The following is a 17,204-nucleotide window of genomic DNA, read 5'->3' as shown; positions in this document are numbered from 1 at the left end:
TTCGTCAGGGGCGCCGCGCGCTCTACGGGACGACCATGACGGGGCACGTCACCGTGTGCAGCAGCGCCCAGGTGGTGGACCCCAGCATCAGACTCGGGAACCCGCCGCGACCGCGACGGCCGAGTACGAGCAGCTGCGCGTCGGCAGCATGCGACGCCAGATAGTGGGAGGGCTGGTCCAGCACCACCACCGGGTGCACCCGCACGTCGGGGAACTCCTCGCAGTGTCCGGCGAGGCTCTCCGACAACAGTGCCCGTTCCTTGTTCTCCACGCTGTCCCAGTCGATTCGGAATCGGAACGGGCCGCGCACATCGAGGTCCGACCACGCATGGACGGCCACCAGGTCGGTGCCGCGCAGCGAGGCCTCCTCGAACGCGGCGGACACCGCGCGCACACTGTGTTCCGAACCGTCGACTCCGACGACCACAGGACCGGAGATGTCGTTGACGTCGACATGCGGCAGTTTACGGACCACCACGGCCGGGGAGTGCGTGTGCGTCACCACCGCTCGGCTGACCGAACCGAACCGCTCCCAGCCGAACCGGTTGTCCCCGGCCCCGACGACCACCATCGACGCCGACTTCGACCGGTCCACCAGTTCGAGCGACGGGGAACCGGTGCACAGGTGGGTCTCGATGTAGAGTTCACGCTCGGGTACCGCTCGACGTGCGAACTCGGCGGCGTCGAGAAGCATCTCGCGTCCCTCGGACTCCTCCTGCTCGAAGAATCCGGCGGGCATGCCGATCGGGACACCGAAGGTGTTGCGGACCGACACGATGGTGATCAGCGACAACGGGAGTCGCCGCCGATCCGCTTCGCGAGCTGCCCAGGCCACGGCCTGCAGAGATGCTCTCGATCCGTCCACTCCGGCGACGATGGGGTGGTGTGCTGTCATCACGATCACCTCGGTGCCTGTCCGAGCTGCGGGCACGGCCGTTTCGGACCCTGCTGCTTTTCCGGGACCCGGCCGTTTCGGGACCCTGCCAGTACACGCTCGGATCGGTCGGTCGCACAAGGGTCGACGGTCCCGATCTGCCCGCAGGAAACGACCGCAGACTCTCGTCGGTCGGAGCGACCGGCACGATCCTCTCGCCCCGGGCGGCCGGATATCTGTGGCGGGTCACCCCGTCGGCGCGTCACGTCGTCCGGGCGGGTCTCGTCGCTCAATGGATCGACCAGGATCCGATGGTCGCTCCGACGGCTGCGACCAGAAGTGCCGGTCCGGAAGTTGCACAGCGTCGACCGATTTGTAGGGCGGTGATCCCGGCGGGCATCGCGACCATGTCGACGGCAGCACCGAAGACGACGAGCAGGGTTTGGATCATCCGTATCGGCGATTCCGCGGTCAGGACTGCGGTGGTTGCCACGGCCAGGAGGCCGCCGGTGAGCGAGGTGCGGGTGATGTCAGACGATCACGGTTCGTCGGCGCCGGCCGAGAGCGTGGTCGCGACCTGCTCGATCGGCTCGCGCGCGCCCTGGTCCAGACGGAAGGGCGGGTATTCGTCGCGCATCAGTGCCGCATACGCCCACACCCGGTACAGCCACCGGTTGATGCCCATGACGAAGTCGAACAGCGATCGCGGATAGGTGCCGGTGAACAGCAGCACGATCGCGGCGAACAACACCAGCACGCCCAGCAGCGATCCGAAGGCCCACGTGCCGTTCCCGGTAGCACCGTCGCTGCCGTCGCCGGCCGCGATACCGAGGGTCCACCCGCCCATCCACCCTCCGGCCAGCACGGCCAGTACGACGTAATGGGGGATCGCGAGCAGCCACCACTTGATCAGGACGAGCCCACGGGAGAGCCGTTCCGGATACTCGACGTCGAAGTCGGCCGGGTAGTCGGTGCGGTGCAGGCTGAACGGCGGATACCTGTCGGTACCCAGTGCCGAGTAGGTGTAGAAGGCGACCCGCCAGGTCCACCGCAGCACACCGACGTCGAAGTCGAACAGTGCGCGCGGATAACGACCGGTGAACAGGATCGCGATCCCCGCCGTGAAGGTAGCCACGACGAATGCGATGTACAGGAAGAACAGCACGATGAAATGAGGGATCGCCAACAGCCATTTCACCAGCCACAACCACCGCGACAACGGCTCGTCGAGATCGCCCCGCAGATGCACCGGATAGGGCACCGCCGGCGCAGGCGGAGGGGCGGTGACCGGAGTCGTGCCGGTGACGGGAGCGGACACCGGACCGGGCGGCGGAGGGCCGTGGCGACCGAGTCCGACGGCGCCGGCGAGCAGCAACGGGACACCGACGGCGAGAAGAACGAGTCCGATGACCAGGAGCGCGAGCACGGCCGGTCCGAGCAGGTCGATGTGGATTCCGGCCCGCACGTCCACGCCGATTCCCGCGGACGCATCGGCGTTCATCACCACCACGGTCCATGTGCCGTCGCGCAGATCCCACTCCACCTGCTGAGTGCCGGTCCCCTCCGCCGACGCGACCCAGAACTGTTGCGCGGAAGGGGCAGCCGGGGTGTCACCACCGGGCACGTCACGGTAGGTGGCATCGAACGGCTCGAACCGCAGATCGGTCACGACGGTGTGGGCGATGCCCGAGAGATAGGACTCGACCTCCCCGACGGGGGCGACCCCGACGAACACCGCCGATGCGGGATCGGTTGCGGTGGCCTGCACCAGCAGTCGGCCGATGTCCTCACTGCGCAGACCCGTGGGACTCTGGTCGTCGGTGACGAGGTCGAGGCGCTCGGACACCAATGCGTGCGTCTGCGTCCGGAGGGTCCCTTCCGGACCGGTGATGAAACCGTCGGCGCGCTGGACGACGAAGAACCACCCCAGGACGAGTGCTCCGATCGCGGCGGCGCCACCGAGGAGCACGAGCAGAGTGCCGACGACCAGCATGACCACTTTGCCGACGTGCATCGTTCCGTCCTCCGGGCAGCCGTGACGATCATCGGGTCGCTACGGGAGGTGTTCGTAGAACGATTGTGGCAGCTCGATCGGTCTTTTCGGTGTCATTCGAGCACTGCTCTGTGTCGAGCGACCGGTCCCTCGGCCGCTCGGGCGATCAGCGAAGTCCGACGGACGGTCTCTGCTCGCGCCGCCGTTCGACGACGTCGTCGAACGCGTCGATCAGGCCCTCGGGGTACCAGCGGGGGTTCGTGTCGGCGGTGGTGGCGACGAGCAGCAACTGGCGTTCGCGCGCATCCCCGGCGACCCGGGCGAGGCGGGTGCGCCCCTCGTCGTCGAGCGCCGCGACCGTCGCGGCGAGATCGGCGACGAGCAGCACGCGCGGGGGGCCGACGACCGGCGAATCGAGTTCGGCGACCACGTCGGTGATCTGATCGGTGGTGGTGGCCCAGCAACACGGCCCCGTGGGGAGCGAGGCGGAGCCTCCGAGCCAGCGATGACGGCGGTGCGGATCGACGACCACCAGGTCGTGGGTGCCGCCGGTCAGTGTCGTCATCGCGATCAGGTCGAGCGACACGCTGGGCGACGAGCGGCGCTCGTCGCGTCGGATCAGCAGGTGCCGTCCGGCGGACAGATCCCACGAGACGGGCGTGCCGTCGTTGTCGCGCCCGAACGGGATCGTCGTCCGGCACGCGATCACCCGGGAGCCCGGTCCGCGAGCGGGGCGCACCGGGACGGACGATCGACACGGTCGACGAGTGGGCGGAGTGGCGGGCATCGACATGGTGGATCCGTTTCGTGTCGCTGGTTCCGGAGCGATCCCCGGACGACCGAACTGTAGAGGCGGGCACCGACAGGAACGGCCGGGTGCAGGTCGCGGCCGTTACTGCGCGTCCCCTTCGGGGTCCGCCCGCATGCGCCCGATTGCGACAGCCCTCGCCGTAGCCGCCCTCACCGCCCTCGGCGGTCACATCGCCTCCGCAGCGCCCGCGCCGATCGTGGACGACACCGGCACGATCGCTGCTCCGAGCAGTACTCAGATCTCGTTCGCGCACACCCCGACCGGTCTGCGCGCCGGCACTGCGAACGAACACGAGTCCCGCGCCGGCGTGTCGATCGTCAAGATGTACCTGGCCGAGTACGTCCTCACCTACGGCGATCCCGCGGACCACGCCGACGCGACCGAGATGATCCGGTCGTCGAACGACGCGATCGCCGACCGCCTGCACGCGAAGTACCCCCGGGCGATCTCGTCGACCGCGGCGGAGTTCGGGCTCACCGACACCCACGTGCCCGGCTACTGGGGTGTGGGCACCACGTCGACGCACGACATGGTCACCTATCTCGAGACGAAGAAGCGCACCGAGCCCGGTTCGCCGGTGCTCGCCGCGATGGCCACGGCCTACGACACCGCGGCCGACGGATATCCGCAGGACTACGGCACGGCGCTGATCGCCGGAGTGATCGGCACGAAGTGGGGTTGGAGCGACGACCGCTCGTTCCACGCCTCCGCCTCGTTCGGTCCCGATTTCTCGGTCGCGGCGTCGACCTACGGATCGGCAGGGCAGCTCTCGGAGCACGTCCTCGGCGCGTTCGCCGAAGGGGTCCCGCCCGGACCGGAGACCGGTCCTTTTCTGCAGGATTGCCCGCCGCTGGGCCGGTTCGCCGGCGATCCGCTCCTCGGGCCGCCCGCGCAGGACCTCCTCGACGGGCTGCCGCCGGTCGTCACCGATCCGATCTGCGGCTGATCCCGACCCGAGGTCAGATGCGGCGCATGACCGACACGACGGTGCCGAGCACCACCGCCTCGTCGCCGTCGAGGACGGGATAGGCGGAGTTCCGCGGTTCGAGGTGGACATGGCCGCCGCGGCGCCGGTACACCTTGACCGTCGCCTCGCCGTCGATCATCGCCGCGACGATCTGACCGGAGTGGGCCTCGTGCTGCCGCCGCACCACCACGGTGTCGCCGTCGCAGATCGCCGCGTCGACCATCGAGTCGCCGCGCACGCGCAGCGCGAAGACGGTGCCGGAGCCGACCAGATCGCGGGGGAGCGTGAGCATGTCGTCGGTGTGTTCCTCGGCGAGAATCGGTGTGCCTGCGGCGATGTCGCCGACGACGGGCACGGTCACGGTGTCGTCGGAGGCGCGTTCACCGCCGGTCGCACCGAGGAAGGGGCGTACGTCGAGCTGTCGGGCCACAGCGGTCCCGCGGCGGAGGAATCCCTTGTCCTCGAGGCTCTTCAGATGCTTCGAGACCGTCGACGTCGACCGCAGACCCACCGATTCGGCGATCTGCCGGGTGCTCGGCGACGAGCCCTGCGCGACGATCCAGTCGCGGATCGCGGCCAGGATCTGCTGCTGGCGCAGTGGCAGGGAAGCGGGGTCGAGGCCCCCGAACATGTCGAACTCGTCGTAACCGGTCACCCGGAGAATCGTAGCTACGCGGTCTCCGCCAGGTCGGGGGGAGTACCGGCGGCCGAGCTCTGCCCGTTCTGCAACTGTTCCATGGCCCGCCGCTCCCGCAACGCCCGGATGAGCTGCCGCTCCTGCAACTCCGCCGGATCGGCGGACAGACCGGGAATCGAGAATCCGACCACGACACCGCTCAGCAGCGCGAGCACCACCCGGGCCGAGTCGTTCTCCCGGATGCCCGAGACGAGTTCCAGGAACACGAGCGCTCCGACGGCGACGAGCACCACGGCGACCAGGGCCAGGATCCGACGGATCCGGGGCTTCGGACGCGATCCCGGCGCCAACGGCATCGACTGGGCCGCGAGCTGCCACAACCGGGCGTCGACACTCTCCCGCAGGGGGCGCTTCCGGAACTCGTCGCCGAGTCCGTTGTAGATGGCCAGATCGGCTGCGATCCGGGTCCGGAGGTTTCGACGGGACAGCTCGCGCGACAGACGTACAGCCGCCCACGACACCACCGCGGTGACGAGTGCAACGACGACAGGAACCCAGATACTCACGCCGGAACATTACGACAACGGAGCGGGAATCGACGGGATGCGGAACGCTTCCCCCGACCGTGTGGCGCGAACCGAAAAGTGGTGCCCCCGGTGAGACTCGAACTCACACTGGACGGGTTTTGAATCCGTTTCCTCTGCCAATTGGGATACGGGGGCGTTGCGGACACCACTGTAGAGGATCGGGCGAAGCGGGCGCGCACCGGTACCCTTCTTACGTTCGACCCTGCACCGGGGACCGCCAGTACCGAGGGGAAGGCCCGACCATGACCTCCGCGCCGCACGACAGCACACCAACTCCGCGTCGGGTCGTCGTAGCGGAAGACGAGGCCCTGATCAGGCTCGATCTCGTCGAGATGCTGCGCGAGGAGGGCTACGAGGTGGTCGGTGAGGCCGGCGACGGGCAGCGTGCCGTCGAACTCGCCGAGGAGCTCCGGCCCGACCTGGTGATCATGGACGTCAAGATGCCGCGCCGCGACGGCATCGACGCCGCCTCGGAGATCGCACAGCGTCGCATCGCCCCTGTGGTTATTCTCACAGCCTTCAGTCAGCGCGAACTCGTCGAACGCGCCCGTGATGCAGGCGCCATGGCCTATCTCGTCAAGCCGTTCTCGAAGAGTGATCTCGTGCCCGCCATCGAGGTGGCCGTCAGTCGCTTCTCCGAGCTGCGCGAGCTCGAGCGTGAGGTCCAGGGGCTCAACGAGCGCTTCGAGACCCGCAAGCTCGTCGACCGGGCCAAGGGGCTGCTCATGGAGAAGCACGCCATGACCGAACCGGAGGCGTTCCGCTGGATCCAGCGTGCCGCGATGGACCGCCGCACCACCATGAAGCAGGTCGCGGTGGTCGTTCTCGAAACCCTCGGAGACGACACCTCCGGCTAGGCGCGCGAACCGGTTTCGCGTGCTCACGGTGCCCCGGCGCGTTACCGCCACATCAAATCTCCGCCCCGCAGATAACGGTCGTATCACAAGGATTTCGGCCCGGTTCGCAGGGTGCTTCGGACCGCTATGTTTCGACCACATCCGGAATCCGCCGGATGCGGTGTCAGGCGTTCGAAGGAGAGTTGAATGGCAAGACGGACTCTGGTCCGCGCCGTAGCGGTACTCGGTGTTGCGACGCTCGCCCTCGCCGGGTGTGGTTCGGACAGCGACGATTCGGCATCCGGTACGTCGGCCGGTGACGAGGGGTCGGCGGCGGCGACGACCGTCGAGACCGACTGCGAACCACAGCAGGCCACAGCAGGGGCGACTCCCGCCACGGGACCGCTGAAGATCGGCACGATTCTCCCCGAGACCGGCAGTCTCGCCTTCCTCGGACCGCCCGAGGTCGCTGCCGTCCGGCTCGCCGTCGACGACATCAACGCCGCGGGCGGTGTTCTCGACCAGCCGGTCGAACTGTTCCCGGGCGATTCCGGGGACACGACGACCGACACCGCGAACACCACCGTCGATCGGCATCTCGCCAACGGCACCCAGGTGATCGTCGGCGCCGCCTCGTCGTCGGTCTCGCTCAAGGTCATCGACAAGATCGTCAGTGCCGGCGTGGTGCAGTTCTCCCCGGCGAACACTTCCGACCAGTTCGTCTGCTACGCCGACCGCGGGTTGTACTTCCGCACCGCCCCGACCGACGTGCTGCAGGCGCAGGCGCTCGCGCAGCTGATCGCCGAGGACGGGGCGCAGCGCGTGTCGATCCTGGCGCTGAACGATCCGTACGGCACCGGTCTCGCCGAGAACACCGTGACCAATCTCGTCGACGCCGGTATCCCGGAGGATCAGATCCAGAAGATCATCTACGACCCCAACGCGCAGTCGTTCAACGCGGAGGTCGACCAGGTGGCCAACTTCGCACCGGATGCGGTGGCGCTCATCGGCTTCGAGGAGTCGGCGAAGATCATCACCCGCATGCACGAGGTGGGCATCGGCCCGTCCGACGGCATGGCGGTCTTCGGGGTCGACGGCAACATGGGGAACGCGCTGGGTGAGAACGTCGCCGAGGGGCTGCTCGACGGCATGGCGGGCACCACGCCGCTGACCGACACCGGCGAGGAGTTCCAGCAGCGACTGCTCGGCGTCGATCCGGGTCTGATCGACTTCAACTACGCCGGTGAGTCCTACGACGCCGTGATCGTCTCGGCGCTGGCCGCGGAACAGGCAGGGTCGACCGCCGGGGTGGACATCGCCGCGAACATCAACTCGGTGACCCGCGACGGGGAGAAGTGCACCAGCTACCAGCAGTGCCTCGACCTTCTCCGCGCGGGTGAGGACATCGATTACGACGGTGCCACCGGCGAACTCACCTTCGTGGACGCGGGCGAGCCCGGTGTCGGCTCGTACGGCCGACTCGTGTTCGGTCCCGACAACACCCTCACCACCGAGGATTACATCATCGTGGGGGAGTGACCCGCAGGTCGTAAGAGAAGGGGTGATCGCCGGTGGGCGGTCACCCCTTCCGCTTCTCCCGGCTGCCGGCGAGAGTGCCGAGATACAGTTCGACGACCTTCGGGTCGTGCATGAGATTGCTGCCGGTGTCGGTGTACGCGTTGCGGCCCTGGTCGAGAACGTATCCGCGATCGCAGATCTGCAGGCAGCGACGCGCGTTCTGCTCGACCATGATGATCGACACCCCCGCCGCGTTGATCTTCTTGCAGCGGATGAAGACCTCGTCCTGGAACATCGGCGACAGTCCCGCCGACGGCTCGTCGAGGAGCAGTACCGACGGCTCCATCATCAGCGCGCGGCCCATCGCGACCATCTGCCGCTCACCACCGGAGAGCGCTCCCGCCTTGACCTTCCGGCGCTCGGACAGCAACGGGAACAACGACGCCACCCGCTCGAACTGTTTCTCGAAGTCCTTCGGACGCAGATAGATCCCCATCTCGAGGTTCTCCTCGATGGTCAGTGAGGGGAACACGTTCTGCGTCTGCGGCACGTAGCCGATCCCCTTGCGCACCAGGATGTGTGCGGGCGCCGAGGTGATCTCGTCCCCGCGGAGCGTGACGATGCCGCTGCGGATGGGGATGAGGCCGAACAACGCCTTGAGCAGGGTCGACTTGCCGGCTCCGTTCGGGCCGATGATGCCCACGATCTCACCGTCGCGCAGGTAGAAGTTGCAACCGCGCAGGATGTCGACCCCGGGGAAGTAACCGGCCACGAGATCGTCGGCGCGCAGGAGAGCTCCGGTCGCCAGGCGCGCATGTTCTTCCGGGGTCGCGGCACGTTCCGCCGGCGTCGTCCCGGTGGGTGCAGGAGTGATGTTGTCGCTCACGGCTTCTCCAGGGTCGTGGCCGTCGCGTCGGTCGACGCCGCATCGGGATCGGACAGGTCGCCTCCGGCCTCGAGGGTCTGTGCTTCCGCGTCCGCGAGTGCGTCGGCGAGTTCGGCGGTCGCGCCCACGGGATTGCCCTCGTCGTCGAATTCGAGTGCCTGGTCGTGGTGACTGCCGAGATAGGCGTCGACCACGGCCGGATCGGACGACAGGGCGTCCGGCGGTGCCTCCGCGATCACCGAACCCTGCGCCATCACCACGACCCAGTCGGAGATGTCGCGGATGACGTCCATGTCGTGCTCGACGAACACCACCGTCGTCCCGTCGTCGCGCAGGGTCTTGATGTGTCCCAGCAGATTCTGCGTGAGCGCCGGATTGACGCCGGCCATCGGCTCGTCGAGCATGACGACGGTCGGCTCGGTCATCAGCGCACGAGCCATCTCGAGCAGTTTGCGTTGGCCGCCGGACAACGAACCGGCGAAGTCGTCGGCCTTCGCGGCCAGACCGAAACGGTCGAGCAGTTCGTATGCGCGCGCCGTGATCTCGCGTTCCTGGTGGCGCCACGTCCACGGCAGCAGTGCGCCGACCATGCGCTCGCCGGTCTGGTGCCGGGCGCCGAGGCGGACGTTGTCGAGGACCGTCAGCTTCGACAGCGCCTTGGTGAGCTGGAAGGTGCGGACGATCCCGCGTCGCGCCACCTGATGGGGATGGAGCCGGCCGAGCGGGACGCCGTCCATCGCCCAGGTGCCCGTATCGGGGCGGTCGAAGCCCGTGAGGAGATTGAACAGGGTGGTCTTGCCGGCGCCGTTCGGGCCGATCAGGCCGGTGATGCACGAGCGCTGGATCTCGAGATGGCTCACGTCCACGGCCTTGAGGCCGCCGAACGTGCGGCACAGATCGTCGACGACGAGGATCGGGTCGGGTTTGGCGGCGCCGGGGGTGCGGTCGACGCCGGCGAACAGCGCGGCGCGTGCGTCCGCGCCGAGGACCGTGCGCGGCGGTGTCGGGTCGGGTCGGGTCGTGTCAGGCATCGAGTTGCACCTTCCGCTTGCTTCCCAGGATGCCTTGTGGCCTGAACACCATCATCACTGCGATGAGGATGCCGAGCAGCACGTACCGCATCGCGCCGACCTGCTGTTCGGTGAGCGGGAGCAGTGGGTCGGGTCCGGCGATCGCCTGACGCAGGAAGGCATCCGGGAGGGTGAGCAGGAACCAGAACATCATGGCGCCGAGCACCGGTCCGAAGACCGTTCCCGCACCCCCGAGGATCAATGCGCCGAACGCGAAGAAGGTCTGCGCGGTCGAGTAGAAGTCGGGGTTGATCGACTTGGTCTGCAGGGCGTTGAAGATGCCGCCGAGACCGCCGATCATGCCGCCGAGTACCAGGGCCTGCATCTTGTAGGCGAAGACGTTCTTGCCGAGCGCGCGGGCAGCGTCCTCGTCCTCACGCACCGCCTCGAGGACCCGCCCCCACGGACTGTGGGAGAGGAGGTAGACCAGGCCGCACAACAACAGCACGAGGGTCCAGCCGACAACCATCGCCCACAGGTCGTCGCCGTAGAACCGCATACCGAGCAGGTTGTACTGGCGACTCGAATCGAACGGGCTCAGGGACGTGAACGGGTCGGCGAAACCCCACAGGCCGCGGGTCGATCCGGTCACCGAGTCGGACGCGGTCGAGCGGAACATCAGCCGCAGGATCTCCGCCGCGGCGATCGTCGCGATGGCGAGATAGTCGGCCCGCAACCGCAGGGTGGGGATGCCGAGGACGAGCGCGAGCAGACCTGCCAGTGCGAGGCCGACGAGGATGCCCACCCACAACGGCTGGTCGTAGGTGACGGTCATGATGCCCACGCCGTAACCGCCCAGGAGGGCGAAACCGATCTGGCCGAAGTTCAGCAGCCCTGCATAGCCGTAGTGCAGGTTCAGGCCGATCGCGAGCAGCGCGTAGAAGATCGCCGACGGGCCGATGAGCTGGGCGAAGGAAACCTGGAGTACCGAAACGATATCCATGGGTCATCCGATCCTTGTCCGACTGCCGAGGATGCCCTGGGGGCGGATGACCAGGATGACGATGAGTACGAGCAGACCGCCGATGTACTTCAGGTCCGGGTTGATCACGAGGGTGGACAACTGGACCAGCAGTCCCACCACGACGCAGCCGACCAGTGCGCCGTAGGCGGTGCCGAGGCCGCCGAGGATGATGCCGGCGAACATCAGCAGGAGCAGCTTGAAACCCATCTCCCACTGCACGCGCCCGCCGAGTTCCGACAGGCCGAACAGCACCCCGCCGAGCGCGGCGAGCCCACCACCGAGACCCCACACGAAGCGGATGACGTGTTCGACGTCGATCCCCGACGATGCCGCGAGGTCGCGGTTGTCGGCCACCGCGCGCATCGCCTTGCCGATCCGGGTGCGCTGCAGCAGCAGGGCGACCCCGACGAGCACCACCAGGCTGAGCACGATGCACGCGAGGTTGACCGGGGTGATCGCGATCGGCCCCCACACGAGCTGCTGCTGTGCCTGGTAGTCGTCGAACGGCTGGGTGCGGTCGGAGTAGAACGCCAGGATGAGATAGCGCAACGAGATCGCGAGGCCGATCGACACCACCAGCTGGGCGATCAGGCCCGTGTGGCGGCGCCGGAGCGGAGCCCAGACGAGTGCGTTGTTGAGCAGGCCGATGATGACGCCGACGATCACCGCCAGGATCGTGGCCGGTATCAGCTGGACACCGAGGGTGACATTGAAGATCCACGCCGCGACCGCCCCGAGGGTGACCAGCTCACCGTGGGCGAAGTTCGTCAGGCCGGTCGTGCCGAAGATCAGACTCAGGCCCACTCCGGCGATCGCGATGACCAGACCGAAACGCAGACCGTCGACGATCGTGCGCACCAGCGTCTCGCCCCACGCTACCGTCGAACCGCTACGCGCCTCCCCGAACGAGAAGATCACCGTGTTCGCCCGTCCCGGAGCGACATCACGGGTCACCGAGGTCTGGACGGTGACGTCGTCGGGCAGGCTCTCGGTGTCGACCTCGAAGACGTACGTGCCCGGCGGAACGGTGAGTTCCCAGCGCCCACCGTCGGCGGACTCCGTCTCGGTGACCACCTCGCCGCTCTCGGTGGTCGCACGGACGACGACACCGTCGAGTCGTTCTCCGGCATTGTTGAGCGTTCCGCGGACGATCACCCCGTCCGCGGACTCCTCGTCGGGTGCGGCCGGTGCCGTGTCAGCGGGTGGTGAGGGTGGGTCCGGTGGATCCTGCGCGGAGGAGAGGCCGGCGCCCACGAGGACGAACAGGACACTCGCGAGCGTGACGAGTGCGGCGCGGACCGATCGGTGGAGGGTCGAGGTCGGTCGTTGCCGACATCCCGAGGTAGGGGCCACGCAGGTCCTCCCGGTTGATGCGCTGTCATCGAGCGCGGCACTGCGCCCGGGGCGTCGACGCGAACCGCGATGACGCCGGACTACGGTGTCGTGACAGGGGACTCTAGCGGCTGGATCGCACGTCCACGGGAAAAATTGGATCACCCGGACGTTTCGGTCTCGTTTCTTCGGACAACGAGTGTTCACGCATGCCGGAGAGGCACCGGTCGGGCGGTGTGGCCGACGCTGTCGTCCTCGGTCCCTAGACTGACACGCGTGACCCGTGCATCCACTTCCGCGACGTCCACCGCGGCCACCGACGACCGCCCGACCCTGCTGCTCCTCGACGGCCATTCCCTCGCGTTCCGCGCGTTCTACGCGCTGCCCGCCGAGAACTTCAAGACCCACAGCGGGCAGACCACGAACGCGGTCTACGGGTTCACCTCCATGCTCATCAACCTGCTGCGCGACGAGCAGCCCACGCACGTCGCGGCGGCATTCGACGTCAGTCGCAAGACCTTCCGTGCCGAACTGTTCGCCGCCTACAAGGCCCAGCGCAGCGCCGCACCCGACGACTTCAAGGGGCAGATCGACCTCACCAAGGACGTCCTCGGCGCGATGGGGATCCCGGTGATGGCGATCGAGGGCTACGAGGCCGACGACATCATCGCCACGCTCGCGACACAGGCGCACGCCCAGGGCTTCCGGGTGCTCGTCGTCACGGGCGACCGCGACGCGCTCCAGCTCGTGAACAACGACATCACGGTGCTGTATCCGCGGCGCGGCGTCTCCGATCTGACGCGGTTCACTCCCGAGGCGGTGGAGGAGAAGTACGGACTCACTCCCCAGCAGTATCCGGACTTCGCGGCGTTGCGCGGCGACCCGAGCGACAACCTGCCCGGCATCCCCGGCGTCGGCGAGAAGACCGCCGCGAAGTGGATCCGCGAATACGGAAGCCTGAGCGGACTCGTCGACCGCGTCGACGAGGTGCGCGGCAAGACCGGCGACGCGCTCCGGGAGAACCTGTCCAACGTGCTGCTCAACCGCCAGCTCACCGAGATGGTGCGCGACGTGGCCGTGCCGTACACCCCCGAACAGCTCGCCCTCGCCCCGTGGGACCGCGACCGCATCCACCGCCTGTTCGACGACCTCGAGTTCAAGGTGCTGCGCGACCGGCTGTTCGAGACGCTCTCCTCGGCCGAGCCCGAGGCCGAGGAGGGTTTCGAGGTGCGCGGCGGGATCGTCGAGCCGGGTGCCCTCGGCGACTGGCTCGCCGAACACGCCCCGGCGGGTCGACGTCACGGCCTCGCCGTGGTGGGCACCGACACCCCCTACGGCGGCGACGCGACCGCGATCGCCGTCGCCGGAGCCGACGGTGAGGGCGCCTACGTGAGCACCGTGGCGCTCACCCCCGAGGACGAGAACGCCCTCGCCGCATGGCTCGCGAACCCCGCCGTGGAGAAGGCCGTGCACGAGGCGAAGTTCGCCATCCACGCGCTGCGCGGACGCGGCTGGACGCTCGCCGGCATCACCAGCGACACCGCGCTCGCCGCCTATCTGATGCGGCCCGGGCAGCGCTCGTTCAAGCTCGACGACCTGTCGCTGCGCTACCTCAAGCGTGAGCTGCGGGTGGAAGACGCCGGCGCGCAACAACTCTCGCTGCTCGACGACGAGGACTCCGCCGACGCGCAGGCGGCCGAGTCCCAGATCCTCGCGGCGCGCGCCGTCGTCGACCTCGCCGCGGCCCTCGACACCGAACTCGGGGACATCGAATCGGTGCGCCTGCTCACCGAGATGGAACTGCCCCTGCTCGAGGTCCTCGCAGAACTCGAGGCCACCGGCATCGCCGTCGACTCGACGCACCTGCACGACCTGCAGTCCGAATTCGCGGCCCAGGTCGCCGCCGCCGCGAACGCCGCCTACGAGGTGATCGGCAAGCAGATCAACCTCGGCTCGCCGAAACAGCTGCAGGTGGTGCTGTTCGACGAGCTCGAGATGCCGAAGACGAAGAAGACCAAGACCGGCTACACCACCGACGCCGACGCCCTGCAGAACCTGTTCGACAAGACGGGCCATCCCTTCCTCGAACACCTGCTCGCGCACCGTGAGCACACCAAGATGAAGACCACCGTCGACGGACTCATCAAGTCCATCGCCGACGACGGTCGCATCCACACCACCTTCAACCAGACCGTCGCGGCGACGGGCCGGCTCTCGTCGACCGAGCCGAACCTGCAGAACATTCCGGTGCGGACCGAGGCCGGTCGCCGGATCCGCGACGGTTTCGTGGTGGGCGACGGATTCGACGTGCTGCTCACCGCCGACTACAGCCAGATCGAGATGCGCATCATGGCGCACCTGTCGGCCGACGAGGGGCTCATCGAGGCATTTCGCACGGGCGAGGACCTGCACACCTTCGTGGCATCGCGGGCGTTCGGGCTGCCGCTCGAGGAGGTCACCCCGGAGTTGCGTCGCCGCGTCAAGGCGATGTCCTACGGCCTCGCCTACGGATTGAGCGCCTACGGGCTCGCCCAGCAGCTGAAGATCTCCACCGACGAGGCCCGCGAGCAGATGGAGGCCTACTTCACCCGCTTCGGCGGCGTGCGCGACTACCTCTACAACGTGGTCGAGGAGGCCCGCAAGGTCGGCTACACCTCCACTCTCTACGGTCGCCGCCGGTATCTGCCCGACCTCAACAGCGACAACCGGCAGCGCCGGGAGGTCGCCGAGCGCGCCGCGCTCAACGCCCCCATCCAGGGCACGGCCGCCGACATCATCAAGGTCGCGATGATCGACGTGCAGAAGGCACTGAGCGAGGCCGGACTGCGGTCGCGGATGCTGCTGCAGGTGCACGACGAACTCGTGCTCGAAGTGGTCGAGGCCGAGCGCGAACAGGTCGAGGCGCTCGTGCGCGACAAGATGGACTCCGTCATCGAGTTGTCGGTGCCGCTCGAGGTCTCGGTCGGTTACGGCCGCAGCTGGGACGCCGCGGCGCACTGAGTCGCGGACACCGAGTCGCAGGGACACCGGCCGCAGGTCCACACCGTACGGACGACGGCGCCCGCCCCCGGATCACCGGGGACGGGCGCCGTCGACGCGAGTGGGTCAGCCCTGCTCGGCACGAGCCTCCGCGATCTGCTTGCGCACATCGTCCATGTCGAGGTTCTTGACCTGCGAGACGAGATCCTCGAGCGCGGCGGGCGGAAGAGCACCGGCCTGGTTGTAGACGAGGATGCCTTCGCGGAACGCCATGATCGTGGGGATCGAGCGGATGTTCGCCGCCGCCGCGATGGCCTGCTCGGCCTCGGTGTCGACCTTCGCGTGCACGACGTCGGGATGCTTGTCCGACGATGCCTCGAAGGTGGGGGCGAACTGCTTGCAGGGGCCGCACCAGTCGGCCCAGAAGTCCACGAGCACGATGTCGTTGCTCGTGACGACCTCGTCGAAGTCCTGCTGGGTGAGAGCCTTGGTTGCCACGGAAATCCTTTCGGTCGGGCGTGTCGACGGGTCCAACATCCGGCCGCCGTTGTTTCTTCCCGTTCGTTCCCGCCGTCACGCGTCGTGACGGGGTTCCTTCCGCCACGCTACGTGACGTGTCCGATCCGGGGGTGCTGTCGGGAGGTGCCGATCGAGGGATGCGTCACACGCCGACCGGCTCGTGGTGTTCCCCACCGACCCGACTGCGGCGTCCCACGCCGACCTCGTTGCGGCGTTCCACGCCGACGGGCTCGACGGACCGCCGGAAGGTCCGGCGGTAGGCCTGCGGAGTGGTCTGCCGCAGGCGCAGAAAATGCTGACGGAGCACGGCAGCGGTGCCGAAACCGACGCGGTCGGCCACCACGTCGATCGGAAGGTCCGTTTCCTCGAGCAGGCGCTGCGCGGCCAGGACCCGCTGGTCGCGGAGCCAGCGCGCGGGCGTGACCCCGACCTCGGCGACGAACCGCCGCGCGAAGGTGCGCGCCGACATGTGCGCCTTCTGCGCCAGCGCGGCCACCGGGAGTTCCCGGTCGAGGTGCTCGCTCATCCAGTCGAGCAACGGCGCGAGCGACTCGTCCTTGCATTCGGGCAGCGGCATCGCGACGTACTGGGCCTGCCCACCGTCGCGGTGCGGTGGCACCACCATGCGCCGGGCGATCATGTTGGCGACCTGGGCGCCCTGGGCGGAACGGACGATGTGGAGGCACAGGTCGATGCCGGCCGCAGTGCCCGCGGCGGTGAGGACCGGATGGTCGTCGACGTAGAGCACGTCCCGGTCTACCTGCGCCGTCGGATACGTCCGGGCGAGACGATCGGCGTGCATCCAGTGGGTCGTGCAGCGACGCCCGTCGAGCAACCCGGCCGCGCCGAGGATGAACGCCCCGGTGCACATGCTCGCCACGCGCGCGCCGCGGTCGACGGCGGCCCGCAGTTTCGCGAACAACGGTTCGAGGCGCTCGTCGTCGAGCGCGATGCCGTCGCTGTTCACCGCCGGCAGGAGGATCAGGTCGGCGTCGTCGAGGAGATCGAGCCTGTGAGGCACTTCGATGGTGTAGCCGAAGCGGGTGCGCACCGGATCGGAGGTCGCGGCGACGAGGTGGAAGTCGTAGGTGGGCAGGCCGTCGTCGGAGCGGTCGAAGCCGAACACCTCGCACGCCACGCCGAGTTCGAAGGTCTCGACATAGGGGAGGACGGGGACGATCACCTTCTCGAGCCGGCCGGTGGTTCCAGGTGTTCCGGACACGCAACCCAG

General features: G+C 68.1%; 16 protein-coding genes and 1 tRNA gene. 4 read left to right on the top strand and 13 right to left on the bottom strand.

Annotated features, from left to right (window positions below; all coding sequences use genetic code 11):
* Window positions 1-22 precede the first annotated feature (22 nt).
* The 4 genes from U9J23_RS13805 to U9J23_RS13790 form a co-directional block, all read right to left on the bottom strand.
* Window positions 23-895, bottom strand: coding sequence for a universal stress protein (locus U9J23_RS13805; protein ID WP_059381120.1), 873 nt, complete (start codon window positions 893-895; stop codon window positions 23-25).
* Between the two features lie 268 nt (window positions 896-1,163).
* Window positions 1,164-1,367: a hypothetical protein gene (locus U9J23_RS13800; protein ID WP_119274219.1), complete on the bottom strand. Its 204-nt coding sequence runs from the start codon at window positions 1,365-1,367 to the stop codon at window positions 1,164-1,166.
* A 45-nt stretch (window positions 1,368-1,412) separates the two neighbouring features.
* Window positions 1,413-2,888, bottom strand: coding sequence for a DUF4389 domain-containing protein (locus U9J23_RS13795; protein ID WP_326598419.1), 1,476 nt, complete (start codon window positions 2,886-2,888; stop codon window positions 1,413-1,415).
* A 145-nt stretch (window positions 2,889-3,033) separates the two neighbouring features.
* Complete coding sequence (locus U9J23_RS13790) at window positions 3,034-3,606, bottom strand: hypothetical protein (RefSeq protein WP_059381050.1); 573 nt, start codon at window positions 3,604-3,606, stop codon at window positions 3,034-3,036.
* A gap of 184 nt (window positions 3,607-3,790) precedes the next feature.
* Between U9J23_RS13790 and U9J23_RS13785 the strand changes: the two genes are divergently transcribed.
* Complete coding sequence (locus tag U9J23_RS13785) at window positions 3,791-4,624, top strand: hypothetical protein (RefSeq protein ID WP_085468352.1); 834 nt, start codon at window positions 3,791-3,793, stop codon at window positions 4,622-4,624.
* 13 nt (window positions 4,625-4,637) lie between these two features.
* On the opposite strand, the gene lexA is transcribed toward U9J23_RS13785, so the two are convergent.
* The 3 genes from lexA to U9J23_RS13770 all read right to left on the bottom strand — a co-directional run bounded on the left by lexA (window position 4,638) and on the right by U9J23_RS13770 (window position 6,004).
* A complete protein-coding gene (gene lexA, locus U9J23_RS13780) occupies window positions 4,638-5,300 on the bottom strand; it encodes a transcriptional repressor LexA (RefSeq protein WP_085468351.1) in 663 nt (220 codons plus the stop codon).
* A 14-nt stretch (window positions 5,301-5,314) separates the two neighbouring features.
* Window positions 5,315-5,848 carry a hypothetical protein gene (locus U9J23_RS13775; RefSeq protein ID WP_059381053.1) on the bottom strand — a complete coding sequence of 178 codons (534 nt, stop codon included), beginning with the start codon at window positions 5,846-5,848 and terminating at the stop codon, window positions 5,315-5,317.
* Between the two features lie 79 nt (window positions 5,849-5,927).
* A tRNA-Leu gene (locus U9J23_RS13770) sits at window positions 5,928-6,004 on the bottom strand.
* A gap of 107 nt (window positions 6,005-6,111) precedes the next feature.
* On the opposite strand from U9J23_RS13770, the gene U9J23_RS13765 reads away from it, so the two are divergent.
* Both U9J23_RS13765 and U9J23_RS13760 read left to right on the top strand, forming a co-directional pair.
* Window positions 6,112-6,726 (top strand): ANTAR domain-containing response regulator, encoded by a 615-nt coding sequence (locus tag U9J23_RS13765; RefSeq protein WP_016691452.1) that lies wholly within the window; start codon window positions 6,112-6,114, stop codon window positions 6,724-6,726.
* A 186-nt stretch (window positions 6,727-6,912) separates the two neighbouring features.
* Window positions 6,913-8,244, top strand: a complete 1,332-nt coding sequence (locus U9J23_RS13760; protein ID WP_326598413.1) for an ABC transporter substrate-binding protein — start codon at window positions 6,913-6,915, stop codon at window positions 8,242-8,244.
* A gap of 40 nt (window positions 8,245-8,284) precedes the next feature.
* On the opposite strand, the gene U9J23_RS13755 is transcribed toward U9J23_RS13760, so the two are convergent.
* Genes U9J23_RS13755 through U9J23_RS13740 form a run of 4 tightly spaced genes read right to left on the bottom strand, consistent with a single transcriptional unit; the run spans window position 8,285 to window position 12,496 of the window.
* On the bottom strand, window positions 8,285-9,109 hold the full coding sequence (locus U9J23_RS13755; protein WP_059381055.1) for an ABC transporter ATP-binding protein: 825 nt from the start codon (window positions 9,107-9,109) through the stop codon (window positions 8,285-8,287).
* Complete coding sequence (locus U9J23_RS13750) at window positions 9,106-10,140, bottom strand: ABC transporter ATP-binding protein (protein ID WP_059381056.1); 1,035 nt, start codon at window positions 10,138-10,140, stop codon at window positions 9,106-9,108. Before U9J23_RS13750 ends, U9J23_RS13755 begins: the two co-directional genes overlap by 4 nt.
* A complete protein-coding gene (locus tag U9J23_RS13745; RefSeq protein WP_059381057.1) occupies window positions 10,133-11,122 on the bottom strand; it encodes a branched-chain amino acid ABC transporter permease in 990 nt (329 codons plus the stop codon). The genes U9J23_RS13750 and U9J23_RS13745 overlap by 8 nt, the downstream gene beginning before the upstream one ends.
* Window positions 11,123-11,125: 3 nt before the next feature.
* On the bottom strand, window positions 11,126-12,496 hold the full coding sequence (locus U9J23_RS13740; protein ID WP_085468349.1) for a branched-chain amino acid ABC transporter permease: 1,371 nt from the start codon (window positions 12,494-12,496) through the stop codon (window positions 11,126-11,128).
* 255 nt (window positions 12,497-12,751) lie between these two features.
* Between U9J23_RS13740 and polA the strand changes: the two genes are divergently transcribed.
* Window positions 12,752-15,475 (top strand): DNA polymerase I, encoded by a 2,724-nt coding sequence (gene polA / locus U9J23_RS13735; protein WP_326598407.1) that lies wholly within the window; start codon window positions 12,752-12,754, stop codon window positions 15,473-15,475.
* 105 nt (window positions 15,476-15,580) lie between these two features.
* On the opposite strand, the gene trxA is transcribed toward polA, so the two are convergent.
* Together trxA and U9J23_RS13725 are read right to left on the bottom strand one after the other, a co-directional pair.
* The gene (gene trxA / locus U9J23_RS13730; protein WP_016691445.1) at window positions 15,581-15,952 is read right to left on the bottom strand and encodes a thioredoxin; all 372 of its coding nucleotides are present in this window, start codon (window positions 15,950-15,952) and stop codon (window positions 15,581-15,583) included.
* Between the two features lie 163 nt (window positions 15,953-16,115).
* Entirely contained in the window at window positions 16,116-17,195 is a 1,080-nt protein-coding gene (locus U9J23_RS13725; protein ID WP_326598402.1) for a GlxA family transcriptional regulator, read from the bottom strand.
* Between the last annotated feature and the right edge of the window lie 9 nt (window positions 17,196-17,204).

This window comes from Rhodococcus sp. PD04, from assembly GCF_035918275.1.
GTDB classification, from domain to species: domain Bacteria; phylum Actinomycetota; class Actinomycetes; order Mycobacteriales; family Mycobacteriaceae; genus Rhodococcus; species Rhodococcus rhodochrous.
Note: the sequence above shows the minus strand (reverse complement) of the source record. Positions and strands in the feature narration are given on the sequence as shown.